At 70.0% G+C, this 24,490-nt stretch carries 26 protein-coding genes; 18 read left to right on the forward strand and 8 right to left on the reverse strand.

The features are described 5' to 3' along the window. The 6 genes from FCN22_RS04170 to FCN22_RS04195 form a co-directional block, all read left to right on the forward strand. Nucleotides 1-814: LysR substrate-binding domain-containing protein (locus FCN22_RS04170; RefSeq protein ID WP_137120296.1), on the forward strand; the 814-nt coding region annotated here is incomplete at its 5' end. A gap of 220 nt (nucleotides 815-1,034) precedes the next feature. Further along, complete coding sequence (locus FCN22_RS04175) at nucleotides 1,035-1,688, forward strand: haloacid dehalogenase type II (protein WP_274381540.1); 654 nt, start codon at nucleotides 1,035-1,037, stop codon at nucleotides 1,686-1,688. A 45-nt stretch (nucleotides 1,689-1,733) separates the two neighbouring features. Then, nucleotides 1,734-2,471, forward strand: a complete 738-nt coding sequence (locus tag FCN22_RS04180) for a DsbA family protein (RefSeq protein WP_137120297.1) — start codon at nucleotides 1,734-1,736, stop codon at nucleotides 2,469-2,471. Between the two features lie 7 nt (nucleotides 2,472-2,478). Then, nucleotides 2,479-2,955: an SRPBCC family protein gene (locus FCN22_RS04185; protein ID WP_137120298.1), complete on the forward strand. Its 477-nt coding sequence runs from the start codon at nucleotides 2,479-2,481 to the stop codon at nucleotides 2,953-2,955. Between the two features lie 220 nt (nucleotides 2,956-3,175). Continuing rightward, nucleotides 3,176-3,769 (forward strand): hypothetical protein, encoded by a 594-nt coding sequence (locus FCN22_RS04190; RefSeq protein WP_137120299.1) that lies wholly within the window; start codon nucleotides 3,176-3,178, stop codon nucleotides 3,767-3,769. A gap of 3 nt (nucleotides 3,770-3,772) precedes the next feature. After that, nucleotides 3,773-5,914: a bifunctional polysaccharide deacetylase/glycosyltransferase family 2 protein gene (locus tag FCN22_RS04195; protein ID WP_202911391.1), complete on the forward strand. Its 2,142-nt coding sequence runs from the start codon at nucleotides 3,773-3,775 to the stop codon at nucleotides 5,912-5,914. Nucleotides 5,915-5,959: 45 nt separating this feature from the next. On the opposite strand, the gene FCN22_RS04200 is transcribed toward FCN22_RS04195, so the two are convergent. Continuing rightward, entirely contained in the window at nucleotides 5,960-6,907 is a 948-nt protein-coding gene (locus FCN22_RS04200; RefSeq protein ID WP_137120300.1) for a sugar-binding transcriptional regulator, read from the reverse strand. A 172-nt stretch (nucleotides 6,908-7,079) separates the two neighbouring features. Between FCN22_RS04200 and FCN22_RS04205 the strand changes: the two genes are divergently transcribed. From FCN22_RS04205 to FCN22_RS04225, 5 genes are read left to right on the forward strand one after another with little or no spacing between them, the layout of a single operon-like run. Continuing rightward, a complete protein-coding gene (locus tag FCN22_RS04205; protein ID WP_238384508.1) occupies nucleotides 7,080-8,444 on the forward strand; it encodes an ABC transporter substrate-binding protein in 1,365 nt (454 codons plus the stop codon). A 3-nt stretch (nucleotides 8,445-8,447) separates the two neighbouring features. Next, the gene (locus FCN22_RS04210) at nucleotides 8,448-9,401 is read left to right on the forward strand and encodes a carbohydrate ABC transporter permease (RefSeq protein ID WP_137120302.1); all 954 of its coding nucleotides are present in this window, start codon (nucleotides 8,448-8,450) and stop codon (nucleotides 9,399-9,401) included. After that, nucleotides 9,398-10,288: a carbohydrate ABC transporter permease gene (locus FCN22_RS04215; protein WP_137120303.1), complete on the forward strand. Its 891-nt coding sequence runs from the start codon at nucleotides 9,398-9,400 to the stop codon at nucleotides 10,286-10,288. The genes FCN22_RS04210 and FCN22_RS04215 overlap by 4 nt, the downstream gene beginning before the upstream one ends. Before the next feature lie 15 nt (nucleotides 10,289-10,303). Beyond that, on the forward strand, nucleotides 10,304-11,776 hold the full coding sequence (locus tag FCN22_RS04220) for a mannitol dehydrogenase family protein (protein WP_137120304.1): 1,473 nt from the start codon (nucleotides 10,304-10,306) through the stop codon (nucleotides 11,774-11,776). 16 nt (nucleotides 11,777-11,792) lie between these two features. Further along, entirely contained in the window at nucleotides 11,793-12,830 is a 1,038-nt protein-coding gene (locus FCN22_RS04225) for a zinc-dependent alcohol dehydrogenase family protein (protein ID WP_137120491.1), read from the forward strand. A gap of 31 nt (nucleotides 12,831-12,861) precedes the next feature. Here the strand turns inward: FCN22_RS04225 and FCN22_RS04230 are convergent, their stop codons facing one another. Then, a complete protein-coding gene (locus FCN22_RS04230; protein WP_162308131.1) occupies nucleotides 12,862-13,425 on the reverse strand; it encodes a hemerythrin domain-containing protein in 564 nt (187 codons plus the stop codon). A 186-nt stretch (nucleotides 13,426-13,611) separates the two neighbouring features. On the opposite strand from FCN22_RS04230, the gene FCN22_RS04235 reads away from it, so the two are divergent. The 3 genes from FCN22_RS04235 to abmR all read left to right on the forward strand — a co-directional run bounded on the left by FCN22_RS04235 (nucleotide 13,612) and on the right by abmR (nucleotide 16,365). Then, nucleotides 13,612-14,016: a DUF3040 domain-containing protein gene (locus FCN22_RS04235; protein WP_162308132.1), complete on the forward strand. Its 405-nt coding sequence runs from the start codon at nucleotides 13,612-13,614 to the stop codon at nucleotides 14,014-14,016. Nucleotides 14,017-14,273: 257 nt separating this feature from the next. Next, entirely contained in the window at nucleotides 14,274-15,692 is a 1,419-nt protein-coding gene (locus FCN22_RS04240; RefSeq protein ID WP_137120307.1) for a sugar porter family MFS transporter, read from the forward strand. A 157-nt stretch (nucleotides 15,693-15,849) separates the two neighbouring features. After that, nucleotides 15,850-16,365 carry an ATP-binding transcription factor AbmR gene (gene abmR / locus FCN22_RS04245; protein ID WP_137120308.1) on the forward strand — a complete coding sequence of 172 codons (516 nt, stop codon included), beginning with the start codon at nucleotides 15,850-15,852 and terminating at the stop codon, nucleotides 16,363-16,365. 31 nt (nucleotides 16,366-16,396) lie between these two features. On the opposite strand, the gene FCN22_RS04250 is transcribed toward abmR, so the two are convergent. Beyond that, entirely contained in the window at nucleotides 16,397-17,266 is an 870-nt protein-coding gene (locus tag FCN22_RS04250; protein WP_137120309.1) for an SMP-30/gluconolactonase/LRE family protein, read from the reverse strand. Nucleotides 17,267-17,421: 155 nt separating this feature from the next. On the opposite strand from FCN22_RS04250, the gene FCN22_RS04255 reads away from it, so the two are divergent. From FCN22_RS04255 to FCN22_RS04270, 4 genes are all read left to right on the forward strand, one after another. Next, nucleotides 17,422-18,399, forward strand: coding sequence for a pirin family protein (locus FCN22_RS04255; protein WP_137120310.1), 978 nt, complete (start codon nucleotides 17,422-17,424; stop codon nucleotides 18,397-18,399). A gap of 84 nt (nucleotides 18,400-18,483) precedes the next feature. After that, nucleotides 18,484-19,599: an energy-coupling factor ABC transporter permease gene (locus FCN22_RS22080; RefSeq protein ID WP_238384509.1), complete on the forward strand. Its 1,116-nt coding sequence runs from the start codon at nucleotides 18,484-18,486 to the stop codon at nucleotides 19,597-19,599. A 51-nt stretch (nucleotides 19,600-19,650) separates the two neighbouring features. Then, a complete protein-coding gene (gene cbiQ, locus FCN22_RS04265; protein ID WP_238384510.1) occupies nucleotides 19,651-20,397 on the forward strand; it encodes a cobalt ECF transporter T component CbiQ in 747 nt (248 codons plus the stop codon). After that, complete coding sequence (locus FCN22_RS04270; protein ID WP_137120311.1) at nucleotides 20,394-21,209, forward strand: energy-coupling factor ABC transporter ATP-binding protein; 816 nt, start codon at nucleotides 20,394-20,396, stop codon at nucleotides 21,207-21,209. Before cbiQ ends, FCN22_RS04270 begins: the two co-directional genes overlap by 4 nt. A 12-nt stretch (nucleotides 21,210-21,221) precedes the next feature. On the opposite strand, the gene def is transcribed toward FCN22_RS04270, so the two are convergent. The 5 genes from def to FCN22_RS04290 all read right to left on the reverse strand — a co-directional run bounded on the left by def (nucleotide 21,222) and on the right by FCN22_RS04290 (nucleotide 24,422). Further along, nucleotides 21,222-21,794, reverse strand: coding sequence for a peptide deformylase (def, locus tag FCN22_RS04275; protein WP_137120312.1), 573 nt, complete (start codon nucleotides 21,792-21,794; stop codon nucleotides 21,222-21,224). A 111-nt stretch (nucleotides 21,795-21,905) separates the two neighbouring features. Next, nucleotides 21,906-22,325 carry a VOC family protein gene (locus tag FCN22_RS04280; RefSeq protein ID WP_137120313.1) on the reverse strand — a complete coding sequence of 140 codons (420 nt, stop codon included), beginning with the start codon at nucleotides 22,323-22,325 and terminating at the stop codon, nucleotides 21,906-21,908. A 104-nt stretch (nucleotides 22,326-22,429) separates the two neighbouring features. Continuing rightward, nucleotides 22,430-23,281 carry a PH domain-containing protein gene (locus FCN22_RS04285; RefSeq protein WP_238384511.1) on the reverse strand — a complete coding sequence of 284 codons (852 nt, stop codon included), beginning with the start codon at nucleotides 23,279-23,281 and terminating at the stop codon, nucleotides 22,430-22,432. Nucleotides 23,282-23,286: 5 nt separating this feature from the next. Then, complete coding sequence (locus tag FCN22_RS21820; RefSeq protein ID WP_202911393.1) at nucleotides 23,287-23,457, reverse strand: hypothetical protein; 171 nt, start codon at nucleotides 23,455-23,457, stop codon at nucleotides 23,287-23,289. A 161-nt stretch (nucleotides 23,458-23,618) separates the two neighbouring features. Beyond that, nucleotides 23,619-24,422, reverse strand: a complete 804-nt coding sequence (locus FCN22_RS04290) for a TrmH family RNA methyltransferase (RefSeq protein WP_137120314.1) — start codon at nucleotides 24,420-24,422, stop codon at nucleotides 23,619-23,621. Nucleotides 24,423-24,490 lie beyond the last annotated feature (68 nt).

The following is a 24,490-nucleotide window of genomic DNA, read 5'->3' on the forward strand; positions in this document are numbered from 1 at the left end:
CGCGACGTCGCCGAGCGGCAGCCCCATTCTCATCCCTCGGCACGCGGACGGCAGTCCCCATCGCTTTACACCTCTTGGGGCCGTGCTCGTCGACGAGGCCGAAGACATCCTCAATCGCCTCGAGCAGGCGGAACGGCTGGTGAGCACCCAACGCGACCTCGGCCTGACCACGATCCGCGTCGGCACGTTCGCCTCCATCGGATCCCAGCTGCTGCCCCGGGCCATCCGACAGTTGCGCGACCGGATGCAGGTGCAGGTGGAGGTGGTCGAGGCCGAGCCGACCGACATCGTCGAGTTGCTGCAGGCCGGCAACATCCACGCGGGCCTGATCTATGACTCCGCCGACGAGCCTGCCTTCGCCTCACCCGAGCTGGACTCCACCGTCCTGCTCGAGGAGACCTACCGGATACTCCTCGCCCATGACAGTCCCCACGCGGCCGAGCGCGAGGTCGACATGGCCGCTCTCGCTGAGGCCGACTGGATCTGCAGCCGAGACCAGGCCGAGACGTCGGACCGCGTCCTGCGCCGCACCTGTCGATCACTCGGTTTCGAGCCGAAGGTGCTCATGCGCACCGACGACCTCAACATGATCCACGGCCTGGTCGCAGAAGGACTCGGCTGCACCCTGACCACCCCAAGTGCCGTCGACACCCGTTTCGCTGTCGAGCTGCGCCCCGCGGTGCAAGACCTCGCTGTGCGTCGCACCTCCTTCGTGCGCCGCAGCACAGCGGTCCCACTCGCCGTCGACGAGCTCCAACACATCCTCCTCACCATCCTGCGACAGCGCACGAAGCTGGACACGGCAACGGCGTGAGCGCAGCGCATCGATTCGCTGCACGTCGTCCATCGCAGGCGCGGGATGCTTTCATGGTTCTCGTCCCGAGTGCTGGGCTAGCCTGCTGGTAGGACTCGATCGCCACGTCGTTCAGGGTGGACAGCGGACCGGACAGGAGCTCGCCATCACAGCACATACCGACTCCCAAGGGCACGACGAGCACGACCAGGCGGACGGGCGCCAGCAGCCACGGGTCCTGCTGTTCGACGTCAACGAGACCCTCTCCGATCTGTCGCCTCTTGCGCAGCGCTTCACCGAAGTGGGCGCTCCACCGCATCTGGCAGCGACGTGGTTCGCCTCATTGCTCCGGGACGGATTTGCTCTCACTGCCACCGGCGCCAACCCCTCCTTCGCAGAGCTGGGCGCCGAAGCACTGCGCGGCCGTCTCGCTGGCCAGGTCGGCGACGTCGACGCTGCCGTCGAGCGCATCATGTCTGAGTTCTCCAAGCTTCCGGTGCATCCTGACGTCGTCGAGGGCGTCCATAACCTGCACAGTCTGGGCATCAGCCTCGTGACGCTCAGCAACGGATCCACAGCCGTTGCTCAAGGACTGTTCGACCGCAACGACCTCGGCGGCTACTTCGACCGCCTGCTGTCCGTGGAACAGGCGCCCTTGTGGAAGCCGGCCGAGGCTGCCTACTCCTTCGCCTTGGAGGCGTGTGGCTGTGAGGCGTCCGATGCGATGCTCGTCGCCGTGCATCCGTGGGACATCGACGGTGCCCACAAGGCCGGCCTCGCCACGGCGTGGATCAACCGCACGGATGCCCGCTACCCAGCGTATTTCGCGGCCCCCGACATCGAGGCCACCTCTCTCGTGGACCTCGGGGCCCAGCTGGGTGGCGTCGCGGCCTGACGGGCGGGCGGATAAACGGTTCGTCACGCGGACTACGGTTGGCTCATGAGTTCCGCTGACATCCGCTTCTACTTCGACCCGGTGTGCCCGTTCTGCTGGCTGACCAGCAAGTGGATCCGGATGGTGCAGACCGAGCGCGATCTCGCCGTGGAGTGGCGGTTCATCTCGCTGCGTCTGATCAACTCCCACATCGACTACGACGCGCACTTCCCGCCGGAGTACGAAGCCGGGCACACCGCCGGCCTCCGGCTGCTGCGGGTGGCCGCGCGTGCGCGCGCCGAACACGGCCCGCAGGCGCTCGACCCACTGCAGGCCGCCTTCGGGGCGCACATCTTCGACACGCCCCCGGCCGGTGACCTGGTCGACGACCAGGAGCACCGGGAGCGCCGCGGCACCCGGGAGTTCGTCGAACCGATCCTGCGTGACGCGGGTCTGCCCCTCGGTCTGGCCGACGCCCTGGACGATGAGTCCTGGGACGCGGAGATCCGCGCCGACGGTGAGGAAGCGCTCATGCTGACCGGCAAGGATGTCGGCACGCCGATCATCCACTTCGAGCCCCCGGACGGGGTCGCGTTCTTCGGCCCGGTGATCAGCCGGCTCCCCGACCAGGGCACAGCCGGCGAGCTGTGGGACCACGTGGTGGCCCTGGCTCGGTTCCCCGGCTTCAGCGAGCTGAAGCGCAGCCTTCGAGAGCGGCCGCAACTGGTGGGGTTCGGGGTGCCGGCCGACGCCATCGGTCAGCAAGAGGACTGGCACGCCGGCAGCCGTCGACAACAGAAATGAGCGATCGATGACCCAGACCCCCGTGCGCACCCACGAACAGTCGATCGTCGTCGAGGCCACCCCGGAGGCGCTCTACGACCTGGTCAGCGACATCACCCGCACGGGCGAGTGGAGCCCGGTCTGTACGGCGTGCTGGTGGGACGACCCGGACCAGGCGGGCCAGGTCGGCGCGTGGTTCACCGGCCACAACGAGCTGCCCGACCGCACCTGGGAGACACGATCGCGGATCGAGGTCGCAGACCGGGCGCGGGAGTTCGCCTGGCTGGTGGGCGGCAGGTACGCCCGGTGGGGCTTCACGTTCGCGCCCGACGGCGCGGCGACACGGCTGACCGAGCGCTGGGACTTCCTGCCGGACGGGATCACCATGTTCGGCGAGAAGTACGGCGACCGGGCGGCCACCGAGATCGAGGACCGCACCCGGCAGGCGCAGGACGGGATCCCCCGGACGCTCGCGGCGATCAAGCGGATCGCCGAGTCTTCCTGAGCTTCACGGTGGCAGGAGCCACCGCCGTCGACGGGATACGTGAGCAACGTCACCGCCGTGCTGGCGGCCGTGCTCGGACACGCGAACGCTCACGGCCCGACGCGTGGGTGGGGCTGAAATCGCCCGCTCTGTCCGGTATGTTCTCGCGACGATGTGTCCTCAACCGCTCGAGCCCTCTCGTCCCGGGAGGCCTGTCGCCCACAGTCGGCATGCGGGCCCCGTGTTCGTCGACCAGACCGGACAGCGCCATCGCCGGGTCGCTGGCCTGGGAGTGCTGGCGACGCTGCCCGCCCTCGCTTTCGCGGCCACCCTCGGCTTCTCCGTGCTCGACGGCCCTCCCGTGGATCGGCTGTCCCTCCCCTCCCAGCAGCGCGAGGCGCAGGCAGCGCACCTCCCGGCGGAGGCCGCCGCAGCGATCGGTATCCGGGACCACGACAGGCCCGAGTCGCGCGGTGACGACCACGCGGGCTCGGTCCGGGTAGCCGACCTGGCCGGTGCCACTGCCCGGCCGGTCATCGTGCAGCACGCGGGCCGACAGGTGAGGGATGAGGCCGAGACCACCGACGGCAGTCTGCCGGCGGCGGCTCCTGCCACCAGCTTCGTCGACGTCCCGAGCCCCGCCAGCACCACGGCAAGTCCCTCGTCTCCTGCGGTGGCACCGACCTCCGCGCCGACACCGGCGAGCACCGTGCCGGGTCCGCCGAGTGACGTGCCCGGGGCGTCGCGCGGTAACAGCGACAGCGCCCCCGGCCAGACCCGCACGCCGGAGCCGTCGGGCTCTCCCGCGCACGAGGTCCCGACGGGACGGCCCTGACCGGTGCCGTTGCTCCGGAAACCTCGAGACACCACGGCAAGCACCCCACCGCGCGCGCACTGGGTCGTGCTGGCCGTGGTGCTGTCTGCGCTCGCGCTGGCGCTCGGTGTGGAGGGCTACACCCATCACCTCTACGGCAACAGCGACTACACCGGTCCCCCTCCCGGTGCCAGTGCCATGGTGCCCCGCGAGGTCAGCCACGGCGGGCCGATCATCAACGGCGGGGCCGGTCCTGGCCACCGCACCGCCGAGCCGCGTCCCAAGACGATCGCGCTGACCTTCGACGACGGGCCCGACCCGAAGTGGACCCCCAAGATCCTCCAGGTCCTCGATCGTCACCATGTGAAGGCCACGTTCTTCCTGCTCGGCAACGAGGTCGCCGCGCACCCCGAGGTGGCGCGGGAGATCGTGGCCGACGGCCACGAGATCGGCGTGCACAGCTTCACCCACGCGGACCTGGCCGCAGTGCCTGACTGGCAGCGGCGGATGGAGGTGCGGGAGAGCCAGCTCGCCATCGTCGGGGCCACCGGCCAGAGCACCTCGCTGTTCCGTCCGCCCTTCTCGTCGGAGAACAACGCGCTCGACGACGCCGCGTGGAACGTGGTGCGACAAGCCGGGGAGCACGGCTACCTGACCGTGCTCACGACCCGTGACAGTCAGGACTGGCAACGGGGTGACATCCAGCAGATCCTCCGGCACAGCACCCCCCACGGTTCGCAGGGCCAGGTGCTGCTGATGCACGACGGCGGTGGGTCGCGGGCCGACACCGTCGCCGCGCTCGACCGGCTGATCCCCGTCCTGCAGGACAAGGGTTGGCGGGTGACGACGGTCAGTGACGCGGTCGGGACGGGCGATCCCATGCGCCCGGGCACGTGGAGCGACAAGGCCGCCGGCACGGCGTTGATCGTGGCCCTGAAGGCGAGTCACGTCGTGCTCCTTGCGTTGACCTTCCTGCTGTATGCCGCTGCCTTCCTGACCGTGCTCCGTGCCGTCATCCTCGTCGTCGCCGCTCGTCGCCACCGTCGGGTGCGCAAGCGCGGCTGGGGCCCCGAGATGACCGGCCCCGTGTCGGTGGTGGTCCCGGCATACAACGAGGAACTCGGCATCGAGGCGACGGTCCGCTCTCTGCTCGACTCCGACCACCCGGTCGAGGTGATCGTGGTCGACGACGGTTCGAGCGATGACACCGCCCAGGTGGTGGAGTCGCTGGACCTGCCCGAGATGGTCCTGGTCAGCACGCCCAATCGCGGCAAGGCTGCTGCCCTCAACACCGGCATCTCGCTGGCGCGCTACGACTACGTGGTGATGGTCGACGGTGACACGGTGGTGGAGCCGGAGACGGTCCGCATGCTGGTCCAGCCGTTCAGCGATCCGCTCGTCGGCGCGGTCTCGGGCAACGCCAAGGTGGCCAACCGCGATGGGCTGCTCGGGCTGTGGCAGCACATCGAGTACGTCGTCGGATTCAACCTCGATCGGCGGCTGTTCGACCTCGCACGGTGCATGCCCACGGTGCCCGGGGCAGTCGGCGCGTTTCGCCGGTCCGCGCTCGACCGCGTGGGCGGCGTGGGCCGGCTCACCCTGGCGGAGGACACCGACCTCACCATGTCGCTGGCGAGCGACGGGTGGCGGGTGGTCTATGAGGAGCAGGCCCGGGCCTGGACGGAGGCGCCGGCCACCCTCGGTGCCCTGTGGCGCCAGCGCTACCGCTGGTGCTACGGCACCCTCCAGGCCATGTGGCGGCACCGCGGCACGGTGTTCCAGCGCGGTGCCGGCGGGCGGTTCGGCCGGCGCGGTCTGGGTTACCTGCTGCTGTTCCAGGTGTTGCTGCCCCTGTTCGCCCCGGTCGTCGACGTGTTCGCGCTCTACGGGCTCGTCTTCCTCGACCCCTCCCGGATCATGAGCGTCTGGCTGGCGTTCCTGTCGGTCCAGATGTTCATGGGATGGATCGCGTTCCGGCTGGATCGCGAGCGGGCCGGAGCGCTGTGGAGCATGCCGCTGCAGCAGTTCGTCTACCGACAGCTGATGTACCTCGTGGTCATCCAGTCGGTGGTGACGGCGCTTGCGGGCGTCCGGTTGCGGTGGCAGCGGATGGATCGCTACGGCAGTTTCGCGACCAGCCGGGAGCCGGCGTCGGTCGCCGACTGACTCTCCGGCGCAGGCGCCACCGGCAGGCAACCGAGAGCCGACACCTCAAGAGTCGAGGAGGGCCCGCGCCAGCGAAGAGTCGGTGACCACACTGTCGACCAGCCCGCTGAGGAGTGCCGCCCGCACCGCAGGCTCCTTGGCCAGCCCGTAGGGGATCGCGACCACCTCGGGGATCGACCGCATGCTCGTGTCGTCGATGGCGACGATGCGCTTGCTGATCGGGCCGTGCACCGCTTTGCCCTTGGCGGTGATGAAGATTCCGGAGATCTCGCCGACCACGCCCCTGCGGGCGAGTTGGCCGCGCTCCTTGTCCGTCATCGCTTCGTAGAGGGTCGATGCGCCTGCGGACCAGTGGCCGATCCCGACGAAAGCCTTCGTGACAGAGGAGAACTGGGCGAAGGTCGTGACCAGCTCGCGCTGTCGGAGCAGGGCCCGGGCGCTCGCGGCGTCCGGCATGACCATCGGTGCATAGAAGACGTATGCCGGTCCGCGGGCGATGCGGGCGACGTCTCGGACCAGATCCACCGGGCTCTCGTCCATGTCGGCGCGGGACAGGGTTCCCGTCAGCTGAACGGCGGGCACATGGGGCAGGCGGCTCAACTCCCTCGTCATGGCGTGCACCGAGCGCGCCCAGGACAGGCCGAGGACGTCGGCCTCCGTGACGATCTCGGTCGCGAGTTCCGCGGCCACCTGCCCGAGGCGGCGCCTGAGCACGGCCGGGTCCTCCTCCACGGTGTCGACGACGATCGCATGGGTCAGCCCGAACCGGTCGCGCAGCCGGTCCGACAGGTCGACGTCGATGTCGTCCTGGACCGAGATCTCGATGCGGACGACGCCGGTGGCGCGCGCCGTCTCGAGCAGCCGCGCCACCTTGAACCGACTGACGCCCAGCTCCTCGGCGATCTCGATCTTGGAGCGTCCGTCGATGAAGTGCCGGCGCGCGGCCGTGGCCATCAGGACGAGCTCCGCAGGTGCTCTGGTGCGTGCTGCCACGGCAGGTCCTCCTCGGAGTCGCCGTCGGCCGGGTTCCCGGGTTTGCGCCCATATGAGCGGCCGAACGCTAATTGTTGCACACCTCTTGACACCCCTTGCCCCGGATCGGTTCACTGCTGATGAGCAGGCCGGTGCTCATCAGGGCAAGGGCCACGCGATCGAGGAGTGCACCGTGCGAGGACGCTTGCGGACTGCCTTGGTCATCGCGACTGCCGTGGGATGCGTCGCCGGCCTGAGCGCCTGCGCCGGGTGGGGTGGCGGAGCGAGTGCGGGAGGGCAGGGCAGCATCAATGTGCTCATGGTCAACAACCCGCAGATGATCGACCTGCAGAAGCTGACGCCGAAGTACTTCACGAAGAAGACCGGAATCCAGGTCAACTTCACCGTGCTGCCGGAGAACGACGTCCGCGACAAGATCAGCCAGGAGTTCTCCAGCCAGGCGGGCCTGTATGACGTGGCGACACTGAGCAACTTCGAGATCCCCATCTACGCCAAGGCCGGGTGGATGGCCCCGATGGACGGCTATCTGGCGAAGGACAAGGCGTTCGACCAAAAGGACATCTTCCCGGCTCTGCGGCAGGCTCTCAGCGCGGACGGAAAGGTCTACGGTGAGCCGTTCTACGGCGAGTCGTCGTTCCTGATGTACCGCAAGGACATCCTCAAGTCCAAGGGCGTCACGATGCCGGCGCATCCGACCTGGCAGCAGGTCGCAGACATCGCCGCCAAGGTCGACAAGGCGAAGCCCGGCATGGCCGGTATCTGTCTGCGGGGGCAACCGGGGTGGGGACAGATCTTCGCCCCGTTGACCACCGTGGTGAACACCTTTGGTGGGACGTGGTTCAGCAAGGACTGGCAGGCCAAGGTCGACGGACCGGGATTCACCAAGGCGACGAAGTTCTACGTGGACCTGGTGCGCAAGCACGGTGAGCGCGGCGCGGCGCAGGCAGGATTCACCGAGTGCCTCAACGACCTCATCCAGGGCCACGTGGCCATGTGGTACGACGCCACCTCCGCCGCTGGCTCGCTGGAGGCCAAGACCTCACCGGTGCGGGGCAAGATCGGCTACGCGCCGGCCCCGGTCGTGAAGACCAAGAGCTCCGGGTGGCTCTACTCCTGGGCGTGGGCGATCCAGGAGGCGAGCACCCACAAGGATGCCTCCTGGAAGTTTATCTCGTGGGCGTCGAGCAAGGAATATGAACGGCTGGTCGGCAAGGAGGTCGGGTGGTCCTCGGTGCCTGCCGGCAAGCGTGAGTCCACCTACAAGAACAAGAACTACCTCAAGGTCGCCAGTGCCTTCGCCAACCCGACCGTGAAGGCGATCAGGGGCGCACGCCCGAACGATCCCGGCGTTCAGCCACGGCCGGCGCCCGGCATCCAGTTCGTGGACATCCCCGAGTTCCCGGCGTTGGGCACTCAGGTCTCTCAGTACGTCAGCTCTGCCATTGCCGGGCAGATGTCGGTGTCGGAGGCGTTGCGCCGTGGACAGGCACTCGCGGACGACGTCGCCGAGACGTATCGAACTCGGGAGGAGAAGTAGCCCATGAGTGTTGCCGCCCCGAGCGCTTCGGCAGATCGCCGTGACAAGCCACCTTCGCGCGCAGACCGGTCCCTGAAGCGACGGGCCGGAGGTTGGGCCCGTCGGGCGCCACTGATGCCCGCGCTGGTGTTCATGATCATCGTCACCCAGCTACCCATGGTGGCAACCCTGGTGATCTCCTTCATGAACTGGAACGCCTACTACCCCGAGGACCGGGGTTTCGGTGGGATCGAGAACTACCGCCGGGTGCTGACCGACGTGACGACCCGTCAAGCGATCCTCGTCACCATCCTGCTCACGGTGGCGGTCGTCCTCATCAGTCTCGTGTTGGGCCTGTTGATCGCGCTGCTGCTGGACCGTAAGTTCCTCGGGCGAGGAGTGGTGCGCACGTTCATGATCGCGCCCTTCCTCATCGTCCCGGTGGCTGCCGCGCTGGTCTGGAAGCACGCCCTCTACAACCCTGACTATGGCCTGTTGAACGGTGTGCTCACCTGGCTGTTCGGGGACAACGCTCCACAACCGGACTGGATCAGCTCGTTCCCACTGGGTGCGATCATCGCCGCCCTGATCTGGCAGTGGACACCGTTCATGATGCTGATCATCCTGGCCGGTCTGCAGAGCCGCCCGTTGGACGTCGTCGAGGCGGCCCGCATCGACGGGGCCAGCGCCTGGCAGATCTTCCGGATGATGACCCTGCCGCACCTGCGTCGCTACCTCGAGCTGAGCGTCCTCCTCGGCGCGGTCTACATCGTGCAGAACTTCGACCACGTCTTCACCATCACCTCCGGTGGCCTGGGCACGGCAAACCTCCCCTACGACATCTACCAGAACTTCTACCTGGCACACGACTACGGCCGGGCCTCCGCCGAGGGCGTCATCGTCGTCGTCGGCACCATCCTGATCGCCACATTCGCCCTGCGCACCGTGTCGACGCTGTTGAAAGAGGAACCGCGATGACCGTCACCGCCAAGCAACCGGCCAGGTCACGCCAAGGGTCGACCGGGCTGCGCCAGGAGGGGCCACCCGGTCTGGGCGGACGGCGCAGCCGCGCGTTCTTCGGCATCATCGCGTGGATCGTGGGCATCCTCTTCGTGCTGCCGATCCTGTGGATGCTGCTGACCTCCTTCCACAGCGAGGAGAACGCCGCGACCAACCCGCCGTCGATCGCCGCACCACTCACCCTGCAGGGATATCGCGAGTTCTTCAGCTCGGGACCCTGGCCTCCGCTGCTGAACTCGCTCACCGCCAGCGTCATCTCGACGATCATCGTGCTGCTGCTGGCCTTCCCGGCCGCCTACGCGCTCTCGATTCGCCCCGTGAAGAGGTGGAGCGACGTGATGTTCTTCTTCCTCTCGACCAAGATGCTCCCGATGGTGGCCGCGCTGCTGCCCATCTACCTGTTCGCCCAGAGCGTCTCCTTCCTCGACAACATCTGGCTGCTGATCATCGTCTACACCACGATGAACCTGCCGATCGCCGTCTGGATGCTGCGATCCTTCTTGATCGAGGTCCCGATCGAGATGCTCGAGGCGGCCCAGATCGACGGCGCCGGACTGGCTCGAACGCTGCGATCGGTCGTTGCTCCGGTCATCACTCCGGGACTCGCCGCCGCTGCCTTGATCTGCTTCATCTTCAGTTGGAACGAGCTGCTGTTCGCCCGCGTGCTCACCGGCACCCGGGCAGAGACGGCACCGGTCTTCCTCACCGGCTTCGTCACCAGCCAGGGCCTCTTCCTCGCCAAGGTGTGTGCCGCCTCGATCGTGGTCTCCCTCCCTGTGCTGGCCGCGGGGTTCGGCGCCCAGGACAAGCTGGTGCAGGGGCTCTCACTCGGCGCGGTCAAGTAGGACGGGGGCACGACGGTGACGCGACTGGGCACAGAGGCGCTGGCGACGCTCGGCAGCAAGGTGGCGGTCCCGGCATACGACCGGAGCCAGGTGACCACCGGGATCGTCCACTTCGGGGTCGGAGGATTCCATCGCGCACACCAGGCGATGTACCTCGACCGGCTGCTCGAGCGGGGAGAGGCCACCGACTGGGGCATCTGCGGTGTCGGCACCCTCCCCGGCGATCGACGGATGGCCGACGCGCTGCAGGGACAGGACGGCCTCTACACCCTGGTCGTCAAGCACCCGGACGGTTCGCTCGATGCCCGCGTCATCGGGTCGATCACCGGCTACCTCTACGCGCCGGACGACGCCGAGTCGGTGCTGACGGTCCTCACGGCGGCGACCACCCGGATCGTCTCGCTCACCATCACCGAGGGCGGCTACCACTTCCACCCGTCGACCGGGGAGTTCGACCCGGACGACCCGACCCTGCAGGCAGACCTGCAGCCGGACGCGGTCCCCCGCTCGGTCTTCGGGTTCATCACCGAGGCCCTGGCACGTCGACGGGCAAGCGGGACACCGGCGTTCACCGTGATGTCGTGCGACAACATCGAGGGCAACGGTGACGTGGCGCACCGGATGATCACGGCGTTCGCGCGGCTGAAGGATCCGGAGCTCGCCGACTGGATCGAGGCTCAGGTCGCCTTCCCCAACTCCATGGTCGACCGGATCACCCCTGTCACCACCGAGGAGGACCGGCAACGGGTGACCGAGGAGTTCGGCATCGAGGACGCATGGCCGGTCGTGACCGAGCCGTTCACCCAGTGGGCTCTCGAAGACCACTTTCCGCAGGGCCGCCCCGCCTACGAGGACGTCGGTGTGCAGGTCGTCGACGACGTCACGCCCTACGAGTTGATGAAGCTGCGCCTGCTCAACGCCAGCCACCAGGCACTGTGCTACCTCGGCTACCTCGCCGGTTACCGCTTCGTGCACGAGGTCTGCCAGGACGAGCTGTTCACCGACTTCCTGCTCGGCTACATGAGGCACGAGGGGCAGCCGACGCTGCAGCCGGTGCCGGGGGTGGACCTGGACCACTACGAGCACCAGCTCATCGAGCGGTTCGCCAACCCGGAGGTCCAGGACACCCTGGCCCGCCTGTGTGCCGAGAGCTCGGACCGGATCCCCAAGTGGTTGGTGCCGGTGATCCGCAACCAGCTGGCGGCCGGTGGCCCCATCGAGAGGTCGGCGCTCGTGGTGGCCGCCTGGGCCCGGTATGCCGAGGGCGTGGACGAACAGGGCCGGCCCATCGAGGTCGTCGACCGGCTGCGCGACCGCCTGGTGGAGCGAGCCCGCCGACAGCAGGAGGAGCCGCTCTCCTTCCTGCAGGAACGCAGCCTCTTCGGCGACCTGGCCGACCAACCCCGCTTCGTCGCGACCTACACCAAGGCCCTCGAGTCGCTGCACTCCGTCGGCGCGCGGGCGACCCTCGAGGCCTGGGGCTCTTGAGTTCCTCGTGACGACGATGGACGCGGTCCGTCTACCGGGCGCCAGCACCGTGTCCCACGTGCGGGTGCCGGTGCCGGTGCCGGGTCAGGGGCAGGTGCTGCTGCGCGTGGGCGCCTCCTCGATCTGCGGCAGTGACATCCGCTCGATCTACCGCGAGCACCTCGGCCGGGGACCTGAGGCCTACCAGGGCGTCATCGCCGGTCACGAGCCGGCCGGGGAGGTGGCTGCGCTCGGGCCGGGTGTCCGTCGGCTCGCCGTGGGAGACCGGGTCGCCGTCTACCACATCGTCGGCTGCGGCCGGTGCGACGAGTGCCGGCACGGCTACGAGATCGGCTGCACCGATCCCTCCCGAGCCGCCTACGGCTGGCAACGCGACGGCGGACACGCGCAGTTCCTGCTCGCGGAGGAGCGCAGCTGCCTGCCCTTGCCTGACGCGCTCTCGCTCGTCGACGGTGCCTTGGTCTCCTGCGGTTTCGGGACGGCATACGAGGCGTTGTTGCGACTGGACGTCTCCGGCCGCGACCAGCTGTTGGTGACCGGGTTGGGTCCGGTGGGCCTCGCGGCCGCCATGATGGGCCGGGCGATGGGCGCGTCCCCGGTCATCGGCACCGACCCGTCAGCCGAGCGACGCCGGCTCGCCCTCGACCTCGGGCTGGTCGACCGTGCGCTGCCCGCCGACGAGGGAACGGTCGATGCGGTCCTCGACCTGACCGGGGGCCGCGGGTGCTCGGCGACCCTCGATGCGTCCGGCAGCGCCGCGGGCCGGGCCACCGCCCTGGCGGCGACCCGCACCTGGGGGCGGTGCGCGTTCGTCGGGGAGGGGGGCCGGCTCGAGATCGACGTGTCGCCCGTGCTGATCCACCCGCAGCTCGCCGTGCACGGGTCCTGGGTGACGTCCCTGGGGCACATGGCGCAGCTGCTCGAGGACCTCGTGCGCTGGCGGCTGCGGCCCGAGCGCATCGTCACCCACCGTTTCCCGCTCGAGCGAGCGGACGAGGCGTATGCCGTCGCGGCCGCGGGTGCTGCCGGCAAGGTCTGCCTGATCCCGGCGTGAGTCGGCGCGCCGACTGGCGCGGCTGGGCGGCTCAGTGACCGCGACGGCCGGCGAGCCGGTCGCGCAGGTGGTCGACGATGCCCATCCCCGGGGCGAGGAGCTTGTTGACCGGGGGGCGGTGGGGCGCCGACGGGTGCGGTCGGGTCGGACCGATCCGTTCGCTCTGCTCGATCCGGAGCGCGAGCTCGTGCAGTCGTTCCACCGGAATCTGCGCCTCGAGCGCAGGGAAGAGCTCCTGCTCCTCCTCCTCGACGTGCTGGAGGACGGCCGCGCGCACGTCGTGGAAGGCGGCCATGAACTCCTCGTCGTCGCCCCCGCGTCCCCACTTCTTGAGCCGGCGCTCGAGATCCTTGTGTTCCTGCAGCCCCCGGTCTGCCCGCGAGGGCCCGTCAGCGATCGACTCGCGGACCTCGGGATAGAGGAACATCTCCTCGGCGGTGGAGTGCTGGACCAGCAGGGCGGAGAGCTCGTGGGCGACCTCCTGGCGGCGATCGGCATACCGCGCTGCCTGGACCTCCCCGAACAGCGACCGGATCCGGTCGTGGTCCTGAACCAGCACGGCGATCACGTTCTTCTCGGGGGCCTCGTTCGCCATGACACCCTCCTCCAGGTTGTCCCCTTGGTCGGTACCCGCGCCGGGGTGCGGCCAAACGCCGAATCCGGAGTTCTCGGCCCGCCGTTCGGTTAGCGCTGGAGGATCATGGGTATGACGCATGAGTCACCTGCTCTCCCGCGCGGCCCCGGCAGAGCGGACACCTCTTCGTGGAAGGGAGGCGCAGGATTGCCACTCTCCAACGACGAACAGCGACAGTTGGACGCCCTCGAGCGGCAGCTGCACATCGATGAGTCCTTCGCTCTGATGGTTGGGGGTCTGGTCCGTAGGCTGCGTCTCCGGTTGGCGGGGATTTGCCTGACGGCGCTCGGGGCAGGTGTCCTGATCGGCTCCTCCATCCCCGGGCGGTCTTGGCTGCTGCGCGGATTGGGCCTCGCCCTGCTCGTGCCGATGGCCTACCAGGTGTGGGCGATCGGGCACGACGAGCACCGACGCCCCGCCCACCGCGTCCACCGGCTGGTGGCCCACCTGCTCCGGCGACTCTCGCCCCGCCCCGCGGCTCGAGCCGTCCGCACGCGCCTGGCCCGGGCAGCGGCCCGGGTGCGCCATCCCCGCCGCCCGCGCCGCAGCTGATCCCGCGTTCGTCGTCGACCTGCCGTGGGTCGGCACGAAGCGGCGCTGGGCGTCGGTCAGCCCGAAGATCGTCACCTCGGGACGGACCACAGGCTGGGGGAGTATGCCGCCCGCGGCGCCGTCCCGGATGTGGCCGTGCCGGTGGGCGAGACTGCGGATCGTCATCCGCACCGGGGCAGGTGGGCCGTGGTAGACAACGACTGCCCGTCGCCGCTCGGCGCTCGGGGTCCGCACGCTCGAGGGCACGGAGGTCGGTCATGACGGTTGAGGATGCGGAGGTCCAGGAGGACTACGTCCTGGGTCGGGTGGTGATGCTGGCCGCGGTCGCGGCGCTCGGTGGTTTCCTCTTCGGCTTCGACACCGCGGTCATCAACGGTGCGGTGAACGCCGTCGGTGACGAGTTCGATCTCGCGCCCGGGCCGAAGGGGTTCGTCGTGGCGTCGGCCCTGCTCGGCTGCGCGGTGGGTGCCTACCTCGCCGGGCGGCTCGCCGACCGGATCGGCCGGATCAAGGTCATGGTCATCGCCGCCGCGATGTTCTTCGTCTGCGCCATCGGGTCGGCGTTCGCCTTCTCCGCCTGGGACCTGACCTTCTGGCGGATCATCGGTGGACTCGGCGTCGGCGCGGCCTCGGTGATCGCGCCCGCCTACATCGCCGAGACGTCGCCCGCGGTGCTGCGCGGGCGGATGGGGTCGCTGCAGCAGCTCGCGATCGTGACCGGCATCTTCGTCGCGCTCCTGTCCGATGCGCTCTGGGCCCACATCGCTGGGGGCGCGAGCGAGCAGCTGTGGTGGGGGATGGACGCCTGGCGCTGGATGTTCCTCGTGGGCGTGGTGCCGGCCGTCCTCTACGGCGCGATGGCGCTGACCATCCCCGAGTCGCCGCGCCACCTGATGGCCAAGGGCCAGACCGAGAAGGCACGTGCGGTGCTGCGCCAGGTGATGCGCACCGGCGTCGGAGCCCGCATCGACGAGATCCGCCGCACCATCGAGATCGACCGCCGTTCGTCCTTCTCCGACATCCGCAAGAAGGGCAGCGGGCTGCTGCCGATCGTCTGGGTCGGGATCGCACTGTCGGTGTTCCAGCAGTTCGTCGGCATCAACGTGATCTTCTACTACTCCTCGGCGCTGTGGCAGCAGGTCGGGTTCACCGAGGCCGACGCGCTCAAGCAGACCGTCATCACCTCGGTCACCAACATCGTCGTGACCCTGGTGGCCATCGCCCTGGTCGACCGGATCGGCCGCAAGCTGCTGCTGGTGATCGGCTCCTCGGGCATGTTCGTCACCCTGGGCACGCTGGCCATCGTCTTCGCGACCGCACCGACCAAGCTGAACGCCGACGGACACATGGAGCCGGTGCTGAGCAGCGGGGGAGGGATGACGGCACTCATCGCCGCCAACCTGTTCGTCGTGTTCTTCGGCGTCTCCTGGGGCCCGGTGGTCTGGGTGCTCCTCGGCGAGATGTTCAACAACAGGATCCGCGCGACCGCACTCGGCGTCGCGGCGGGCGCGCAGTGGATCGCCAACTTCGCCATCTCCACGAGCTTCCCCAAGATGGCCGACATCGGGCTCGGCTTCGCCTACGGCTTCTACACCGTCTTCGCGCTGTTGTCCCTGGGCTTCGTCCTGAAGTTCGTCCAGGAGACCAAGGGTCGACAACTCGAGGACATGGCCTAGCGCCCCTGATCCGGAGCACCTGTATGCCGTGACGTCGCCGTGGGCGCCGCGGAGGTGACGCGACCCCGTGCCCGGCAACACGTCAAACCCCCTTGCGGTGCGGGACGACGCGACGCATGATTACTTGGTAACAAAGTAATCATGAGAGGTGCAGGTCATGCGACGACAGAGCGAGAGCCGGCGGCTGCCGGATGCGTCGGACGCCGGAGACTGGTTCGCCGGGCGGCTGCCCGACGACTGGTTCACCGGCGAGCCGACGATCACGGTGGACCGCGACGAGATCACGGTCGTGGGCGAGCTGCCGCGGGTCGAGGGCGGGACGTCCGCGGCCGACGGACGGATCACCCGGTGGCGCGAGGACACCCGAGCCCAGCGGATGAGGATCGCCGACGAGGCACAGGACCGCTACGGCCGCACCGTGTCCTGGGGCGCCCGGATCGGCGAGACCGGCCGTCTGTTCACCCATCTGGCGGTGCCGTCGATGACCCGCCTGCGACAGAGCGAGCGGCAGGTCCTCGACACCCTGGTCGACGCGGGGGTGGCACGCTCGCGCTCGGACGCCCTGGCATGGTGCGTCCGCCTGGTCGGCAAGCACACGGACGAGTGGCTGTCGGGACTGCGCGACGCCATGTCGGAGGTGGAGAAGCGGCGAGCCGAGGGCCCGGACGTCTGACCCGCCGGATGGGGCGGGGCGGGGCGGGGTGTCAGCCGGCGAACGCGATCGTGCGCTGGCCCGTCACGCCGGGCTTGACCGAGAAGACCGAGCCCGCTTGCGGCTGCTCATCGACGGGCAGGTTCTCACGCGAGGTCGTGATGAAGAGCTCGTCGAGGTCCGGTCCGCCGAAGGTGCAGGCGGTCACCTGCCGCACCGGAAGCTCCACCACGCCGTCGAGTCGCCCGTCCGGGGAGTAGCGGTGCACGACCGATCCGCCGTAGATCGCGGTCCACACGTAGCCCTCCGCATCGACGCAGAGCCCGTCCGGCCCCGAGATGTCCGGCAGGTCGACGGTCACGAGTGGCCGGCGCGGACCCAGCCCGCCCTCCCGGTCGTAGTCCATCACGCTGACCTGGTGGGTGGGGGTGTCGTTGTAGTAGGCGAGCGAGCCGTCCGGGCTGAAGGCGAAGCCGTTGGAGACCGTGACCCCGCTCCACATCTGCTCGGTCGCGTAGCCCCCTGAGCCGTCCGCCGCCAGGCGGAACATCGAGCCGGCGCCTGGCGCCTGGTCGTAGGCCATCGACCCGCAGTAGAATCGGCCGTCGGGGTCGCAGCCACCGTCGTTGAAGCGGATCCCGCGATCGCTCCACACCTCGGGCAGGGGCGCGAGGTCGGTCAGGTCGTCGCGCCCGGCGAGCCCGAGGGCCCGTTCGAGGCCGACGACCGCGCCGCCCCCGGCGCGGGGGCGCAGCGCGGCCGCGACCCTGCCGACGTGCACCCGGTCGACCGTGCCGCCCTGGTGCAGGGTCAGCACGTCCCCGGCCATCATGTCGACGTACTTCAGCCCGCCCCACGCCTCCCACCAGACCGGCCCTTCGGCGTGGTGGGCCAACGGATCGGTCACCTGGTGTGCACGCATGGGACACACCATACGAGCCGGCCCAGCGCCCACGCCGGTTGCCGCTCGGCTGGGGCGGTCACGCCGCCGCGGCCTGCCTGGGATCCCGGGAATGGCTTGACGGGCCGGGTGGTTGAGAGAGATAGTTGAAATCGAAACTACTTGAGGAGCTCGCCATGGCGGCTGTCACCGTTCCCGACCTCACCGTCCTACCCCGCCTCGAGGCGCTCTCGCCCGAGACCACCTCGCGCCCTGTCATCTCGGTCACCAGTGCCCCCGGGGGGTTCGAGGGTGAGGGCTTCCCCGTCAAGCGTGCCTTCGCCGGTGTCGACCTGGCCGCGCTGGACCCGTTCATCCACATGGACGAGATGGGCGAGGTCGAGTACGCACCGGGGGAGCCGAAGGGCACGCCCTGGCACCCGCACCGCGGGTTCGAGACGGTGACCTACATGATCGACGGGATCATGGACCACCAGGACTCGCACGGTGGCGGTGGCTCGATCACCGACGGCGCGACCCAGTGGATGACCGCCGGCAGCGGCATCCTGCACATCGAGGCCCCGCCCGAGCAGCTCGTCGTGTCGGGCGGGCTCTTCCACGGCCTGCAGCTGTGGGTGAACCTCCCGCGTGCGGGCAAACTTGCCGCGCCTCGCTACCAGGACCTGCGCTCGGACCAGGTCGCCCTCGTCTCCTCCCCCGACGGCGGCGCCTTGCTGCGCATCATCGCGGGGGACATCGCCGGCCACACCGGACCCGGCTCCACACACACCCCCATGGCGATGGTGCATGCCACCCTCACGCCGGGTGCGCAGGTCGACCTGCCCTGGCGCCGCGACTTCAACGCGCTGGCCTACGTGATGGGCGGCAACGGGTTCATCGGCCCCAAGCAGACGCCGATCGGCACCGGCCAGCTGGCCGTCCTCGGCGCCGGTGGCGCGTTGCGCGTCTCGGCCGCTCAGACCCAGGAGGCCCGCCACTCCTCCGGGCTCGAGGTCATCCTGCTCGGCGGGCTGCCCATCCGCGAGCCCGTCGCCTGGGCCGGTCCGTTTGTGATGAACACCAAGGCCGAGGTGATGCAGGCCTTCGAGGACTACCAGGCCGGTCGGCTCGGACAGCCACTGCCGCACGGCGCCGTCGGCGGCGCGACGGTCTGACCCCAGGAGTTGCTGGCGAGGGCGTCACATGCGGCGCGAATCGCCAGCGACTGGTGCGGCGGGTGACGCGCGCACCGCAGTGTCGTGACGGCATACCTGCTCTTGTTGCCAACCAGTCGCAACAAGACGATGATGGCGGCCATGCACGTGCCCGACGGATTCCTCGACGTCCCCACCTCGATCGCCACCGGAGCGGTGGCGTTCGGCGTGGTCGGGCTCAGCCTGCAGCGCGCCAACCGTGAGATCCGCGAGTCCGGCCCGGCGCTGGCCGGCCTGACCGCGGCGTTCATCTTCGCGGTCCAGATGGTCAACTTCCCCATCGGGGCGGGCACGAGCGGCCACCTGCTCGGTGGTGCGCTCGCGGCGGCCCTCGTCGGGCCGTGGACCGGTGTGCTCTGCATGACGGTCGTGCTGCTCGTCCAGGGCTTGCTCTTCGCCGACGGCGGCCTCACGGCGCTCGGCACCAACGTGACGGTCATGGGGCTCACGACGGTCCTGGTCGGTTTCGTGCTCATCACCGCGCTGCTGCGGATGCTGCCGAAACGCACCTCGCTGGTCGGACCCGCCGCCGGCCTCGCCGCCTTCGTGTCCGTGCCGGTCGCCGCCCTCGTCTTCACATTGCTCTACGCGGTCGGCGGCGCGGTCTCGATCCCGCTGGGCACGCTCGCCACCGCGATGGTCGGGTGGCACGTGTTGATCGGGATCGGCGAGGGTGTGATCACCGCCGCGGTGGTGGGCGCGGTCGTGGCGACCCGCCCCGACCTGGTCCACGTCGCCCGGCACCTGCGGCCCGTCCTCGTCCTGGTGGACGCCGACGGCAACCCCACCGAGACCGTGTCGGCGGACGCCCCGGTGCCGGGGCGGCCGGGGCGGCGACCCCTCGCGATCGGCCTGTTGACCACCCTCGTCGTGGCCGGCGTGGTCAGCTTCTTCGCCAGTGCGCACCCGGACGGGCTGGAGTTCGTCGGGGAGCAGCTCGGGATCTCGTCCCACGCGACCGAGTCAGCGGTCGCGGGCAGCCCGCTCGCCGACTACGGCGTCAGCGGCATCGGCAACTCGGCCCTCGCCGGCGGGCTCGCGGGAATCATCGGGGTGTGCGTGGTCCTCGCAGTCCTCTACCTGATCGCGTCGTTCGTCCGCCGGCGCGCCACGAGCCCCGCGCCGCACCGCCCGCAGGCGCGCCCGCGCGTCGACGCCTGAACCGTGGCCGCGCGTGAGAGTCGGAACAGAGCGTCCGCCACCGACGGGCTGGTGGTCCTCGCCGACAGCCCGGTCCACCGCCTGCCCGCCCACGGCAAGGTCCTCGCCCTGCTCGGCTTCGTGCTGGTCGCCGTCGCGACGCCGGCGGGCACGTGGTGGGCCTTCGGCACGTATGCCGTGCTGCTCGTCGCCACGCTCCTGGTCGCCCGCGTGCCGCTCGGCCTCGCCGGGCGACGAATGGTCGTGGAGCTGCCCTTCGTGGTCTTCGCCCTGCTGATGCCGTTCGTCGCGACCGGGCCACGGGTGGAGGTGCTCGGCCTGTCGCTGTCGCGCGAGGGACTCCTGGGCGGTGGCACGCTGCTCGCCAAGGCCACCCTCGGTGTGGTCGCGGCGATCGTGCTGGCGGCCACGACCGCGCCGCGCGATCTGCTCGCCGGCCTCGAACGGCTCCGGCTGCCAGCGGTGCTCGTCGCCATCCTGTCCTTCATGGTCCGCTACGTCTCGGTGGTCAGCGGCGACCTGCAACGGATGCGGGTGGCGCGCGAGTCCCGGGGATACTCGGGCGGTCGGGTCGGCCACCTCAAGGCCGTCGCGGCGGGTGCCGGGTCGCTGTTCGTGCGCAGCTACGAGCGCGGCGAGCGGGTCCACCTCGCCATGCTGGCCCGCGGCTACGACGGCCGGATGCCCACGCTGTCCTCGGACTCCACGTCGGCGGCGCAGGTCGTCCGCTGCGCCGTGCTGCCGGTCGCGGCGCTCGCGGTGCTCCTCGTCGCCCGGTTCCGGCTGGGCGCGCGATGAGCCCGGGCAGGAGCGCACCGGCGAGGTCCGAGACCACGACCGAGCCGGCCCCCGCGATCGCGGCCGAGCGGCTCGCCTTCGCCTACCCCGACGGCCGGCAGACGCTGTTTGGCGTCGACCTCACCATCGCGGCGGGCGAGCGGGTGGCGCTGCTCGGGCCCAACGGTGCAGGCAAGACGACCTTCGTGCTGCACCTCAACGGCATCCTGGGGGCGGTCACCGGGGGCACGGGCAGTGGCGCGGTGCGGATCGGTGGGCTGCCCGTCGAGCGGGCCAACCTGCAGGAGGTCCGGCGCCGGGTGGGCCTGGTCTTCCAGGACCCCGACGACCAGCTCTTCATGCCGACCGTCGCCGACGACGTGGGCTTCGGCCCGGCCAACCTCGGGTTGCGCGGTGACGAGCTGCGCGCCCGGGTTCTCGAGGCGCTCGACCAGGTCGGCATGGCGCAGTTCGTCGACCGGCCCCCCCACCACCTGTCGTTCGGACAGCGGCGGCGGGTGGCCGTGGCAACGGTGCTCGCGATGCGACCGCAGGTGCTGGTGCTCGACGAGCCCAGCAGCAACCTGGACCCGGCCAGCCGCCGCGAGCTGGCCGACATACTCACCGGTCTGGACGTGACGGTCCTGATGGTGACCCATGACCTGCCCTACGCGCTGCAGCTGTGCTCGCGGGCGGTGCTCATGGACGAAGGGCGGATCGTCGCCGACGGCGCGACCCGGGAGCTGCTGGCCGACCGCGAGCTCATGGACGCCCACCGGCTCGAGCTGCCCTACGGCTTCGACCCGCTGTCCGTCCCGGGCCTGCCCAGCTGATGCGGGCCCGGGTCAGACGTCCTCGGCCTTGCCGGCGGAGGGATCCCACCGGGTGATCCGGGCGGCCTCCCAGCCGCGGTCCTTGATCGCCTCACGGGACTCACGCTTGTAGCGGGCGCTGAGGCGGTCGAGGTAGAGGACGCCGTCGAGGTGGTCGGTCTCGTGCTGCAGGCAGCGCGCGAACAGCCCCGTGCCCTCGAGCTCGACCGGGTTGCCGTCGAGGTCGGTGCCGGTGACGCGGGCCCAGTCGGGCCGTGCCGTCGGGAACGACTCGCCCGGCACGGACAAGCACCCCTCGAGGTCGTGCTCCGGGTCGGCCACCCCCGGCGCGCCCTTCTTCTCCAGCACCGGGTTGATCACGTGCCCGACACGGCGCTCACCGGTCTCCTCATCGGGGCAGTCGTAGACGAACAGCCGCAGCCGCGACCCCACCTGGTTGGCGGCGAGCCCGACACCGTCGGCCGCCTCCATCGTCTCGAACATGTCGGCCACGAGCGCGCGGACCTCGTCGGTGACCTCTTTGACCCGCTTGGTGCGCTGGTGCAGGGCCTTGTGCCCGACGACGGTGATCTCCCGGACGGTCATCCGCGGCAGCCTTTCGTGTCCCCGATCATCACCACGACCCTAATCGACGCCGTAAGCCGAGTGCCCACCCGTCCCGCGCCGGCTCGGCCGGCGGCCGGGACCCGCCGCCGGTCAGGCGCAGAACTCGTTGCCCTCCGGGTCGGCGAAGGTCACCCACTCGTGCGGCCCCTGCCGAGCGCGCCACAGCTCCCGCGCGCCGCGGGCGACCAGCCCGGCATACAGCTCCGTGCGGTCCTCGGGGACGTCGCGCAGGTCGAGGTGCATCCGGTTCTTGCCGGCCTTGTCCTCGTCGGTGAGCTGGAAGAGCACTCGTGGGCCGCCCTCGGGCGGGTTGATCGCGGCCCCCTCCCTCCACACCAGCGCGCCGCGGTGCCGCATCGTGTCGGCCTCGCTCGCCAGCCCCTGCTCGATCATGCTGCGGATGAAGGCCTCGTCCTGCGGCTCGGCGCTCCAGCCGAGCGTCTCGGCCCACCAGTCGGCGAGCTCGTGCGGGTGGTGGCTGTCGATGACGACCTGGAACGTGAGTGCCATGCGCAGACTCTAGGTGCGTGCGCCGACAGCCGTCCGACGAGCGCTCCGCGGGGGCGCCGCACCGGGCGTTGCCCGATCCGGCTGCTCGGCCGGAGCCCAGGACGTCAGAGCGTGGGATCGCGCCGGAACGGTGGGATCGGTCCGGTGTCGTCCTTGCCCCGGCCGCGCAGATCGGGACTGCGGTAGACCGAGCGGCCGGCGTCGGACGGCCCACGCGTCGGGATCGCCCGTGACTGCGAGTCGGCGTCCGCGTGCGTCTCGCCGGGGAAGGTCTCGAGGCCATCGGCCGGGATGCCCGTGGAGTCCTGGTGGACGGCGCTGTAGGGCTCCGCGTCCTCGTAGGACACCGCCCACCCCGGGTCGTCACCGGGGTCCGACGGGAGGGGCACGTCATACGCGGCCTCGTCGAGCGGTTCGCCCTCGTCGAGGTGCCGCACCCGGTCGTGGTCGCTGACCCCGAAGATCTCGGCGCAGATCGCGCGGTAGGTGTGGTCGGGATCGGGCACCCAACCCACCGAGCGCAGCGCCTGGTCCTGCCCCGCGCTCTCCATCACGAACCGGCCGTAGCCGAGCAGGCGCCCCATCGGTGAGCGGTTGTAGGACATGTCGGTCACCTTGGTCAGCGGCATCATCGCGACCTTGCGAGTGACCAGGCCGTAGGTGAGCAGCAACCGCTTGTCGGTGGCGACGAACCAGTCGTGCCGCCACTCGAGCACCTTCCACAGCATCCGCGCGACGAGCACGAACCACGCCCACCACAGCAGGTTGGTGAGCACGCCGAGGCTGGCCGGGGCGACGACGCTGACCCAGAGCACGAGGAGCAGGCCAGCCAGCGTGGACGCGACGGGTTCGGCCACCTTGGCCCAGTGCTGGTGGACGGCGATGATCATCGACTCGCCGTCGAGCAGGTAGCGGCCAGTCGTGCCGTGGGGGACGCCCGGTCCCGCACGCGCCACGACGGCTACCCCCTGCCGAGCAACGAGTCGAAGAAGGAGCCGAGCGACTTGAAGCCCTGGGCGATGACGTCCCACGCGGAGTGCAGGATGTCGCCGGCCCGGTCGGGCGAGGTGAAGATCGCGTAGATGATGAAGGCGACCACGAGCAACTGCAGCAGCCGCTTCAGGTTGAACATCGGTGCTCCTTGGTCGGATGGGGGTCCCACTGACCTTGCGTCAATGTGCTCATCATGGCAGTGCTGACGTGGCCACAACTCGTCCACCATCGTGCCAGTGTGACGGTTGAGACTGGTGAGGCGCGCCGTGGCGACGCTTTCCCACGAGCGGCCGAGGGGCGTCAGGTGGAGCCTGCGAGACGGCGCCGGGCGACCTCGAACGCCAGCACGGCCGCCGAGCTCGCCACGTTGAGCGACTCCACCCCGCCGTGCATGGGGATCGCCAGGTCGACGTCCACCAGCTCGCGGCACGCGTCGGACAACCCGTCCGTCTCGTTGCCGAGCACGAAGGCCGAGCGTGCCTCGAGCCGTGCGTCATAGATCGACTCGCGGGCCGAGGCGTCGAGGCCGTATGTCGTGTAGCCCGCCGCGCGCAGCGCCTGCAGCGCGTGTTCGGGGCGCCGACAGCGCACGATGCTGGCGCGGTAGGCGATACCGGCGGAGGCCTTGATCACCAGGGGCCCGACCCCGGGCGAACCGGCGCTCGGCAGCACGATCGCGTCGAACCCGGCGGCGGTGGCGGTGCGGATGATCATCCCGACGTTGGCCGGGTTGGTGACCCCGTCGAGCACGAGCACCGCGGCGGTCGCGGGCGCGAGCCGGGCGAACTCCTCCAGCGAGCGCAGCCCGGGAGCGACCACATCGGCCACGATGCCCTGGTCGTGCTTGCCGTTGCCCGCGAGCCGCTTGACGTGCTGCGGCGTGGCCCACTCGACGGGCACGCCGCGCCGCTTGGCCAGCTCGAGCAGGTGCTTCACGGCGGGCCGGGAGACGTTCTCGGCGACGACGAGCTTGTCGAGGGCGAGCTCGTCGTCCAGCAGCACCTCCTGGACCGGCTTGCGGCCATAGACCGTGATGAACGACTCGCGGGGGGAGCGTTTTGGCGCGCCGGACCCTCGGTGGTCGCCTGCCGTCTGGTGTGCCACCTGCCGAGTCCTCACAGCCGCCGCGCCGGGCCCACCCGCCGGACCGGTCCGGCGGAGCCCGTTGAACG

It is taken from the genome of Segeticoccus rhizosphaerae, from assembly GCF_005222685.1.
Classification (GTDB): domain Bacteria; phylum Actinomycetota; class Actinomycetes; order Actinomycetales; family Dermatophilaceae; genus Segeticoccus; species Segeticoccus rhizosphaerae.

Coding starts and splice junctions, on each gene's coding strand:
- FCN22_RS04215 (WP_137120303.1), top strand. CDS start 9,398: ATGACCGTCACCGCCAAGCAACCGGCCAGGTCACGCCAAGGGTCGACC.
- FCN22_RS04180 (WP_137120297.1), top strand. CDS start 1,734: ATGAGTTCCGCTGACATCCGCTTCTACTTCGACCCGGTGTGCCCGTTC.
- FCN22_RS04230 (WP_162308131.1), bottom strand. CDS start 13,425: ATGGCGAACGAGGCCCCCGAGAAGAACGTGATCGCCGTGCTGGTTCAG.
- FCN22_RS04250 (WP_137120309.1), bottom strand. CDS start 17,266: ATGCGTGCACACCAGGTGACCGATCCGTTGGCCCACCACGCCGAAGGG.
- FCN22_RS04185 (WP_137120298.1), top strand. CDS start 2,479: ATGACCCAGACCCCCGTGCGCACCCACGAACAGTCGATCGTCGTCGAG.
- FCN22_RS04255 (WP_137120310.1), top strand. CDS start 17,422: ATGGCGGCTGTCACCGTTCCCGACCTCACCGTCCTACCCCGCCTCGAG.
- FCN22_RS04210 (WP_137120302.1), top strand. CDS start 8,448: ATGAGTGTTGCCGCCCCGAGCGCTTCGGCAGATCGCCGTGACAAGCCA.
- FCN22_RS04240 (WP_137120307.1), top strand. CDS start 14,274: ATGACGGTTGAGGATGCGGAGGTCCAGGAGGACTACGTCCTGGGTCGG.
- def (WP_137120312.1), bottom strand. CDS start 21,794: ATGACCGTCCGGGAGATCACCGTCGTCGGGCACAAGGCCCTGCACCAG.
- FCN22_RS04280 (WP_137120313.1), bottom strand. CDS start 22,325: ATGGCACTCACGTTCCAGGTCGTCATCGACAGCCACCACCCGCACGAG.
- FCN22_RS04270 (WP_137120311.1), top strand. CDS start 20,394: ATGAGCCCGGGCAGGAGCGCACCGGCGAGGTCCGAGACCACGACCGAG.
- abmR (WP_137120308.1), top strand. CDS start 15,850: ATGCGACGACAGAGCGAGAGCCGGCGGCTGCCGGATGCGTCGGACGCC.
- FCN22_RS21820 (WP_202911393.1), bottom strand. CDS start 23,457: ATGTTCAACCTGAAGCGGCTGCTGCAGTTGCTCGTGGTCGCCTTCATC.
- FCN22_RS04225 (WP_137120491.1), top strand. CDS start 11,793: ATGGACGCGGTCCGTCTACCGGGCGCCAGCACCGTGTCCCACGTGCGG.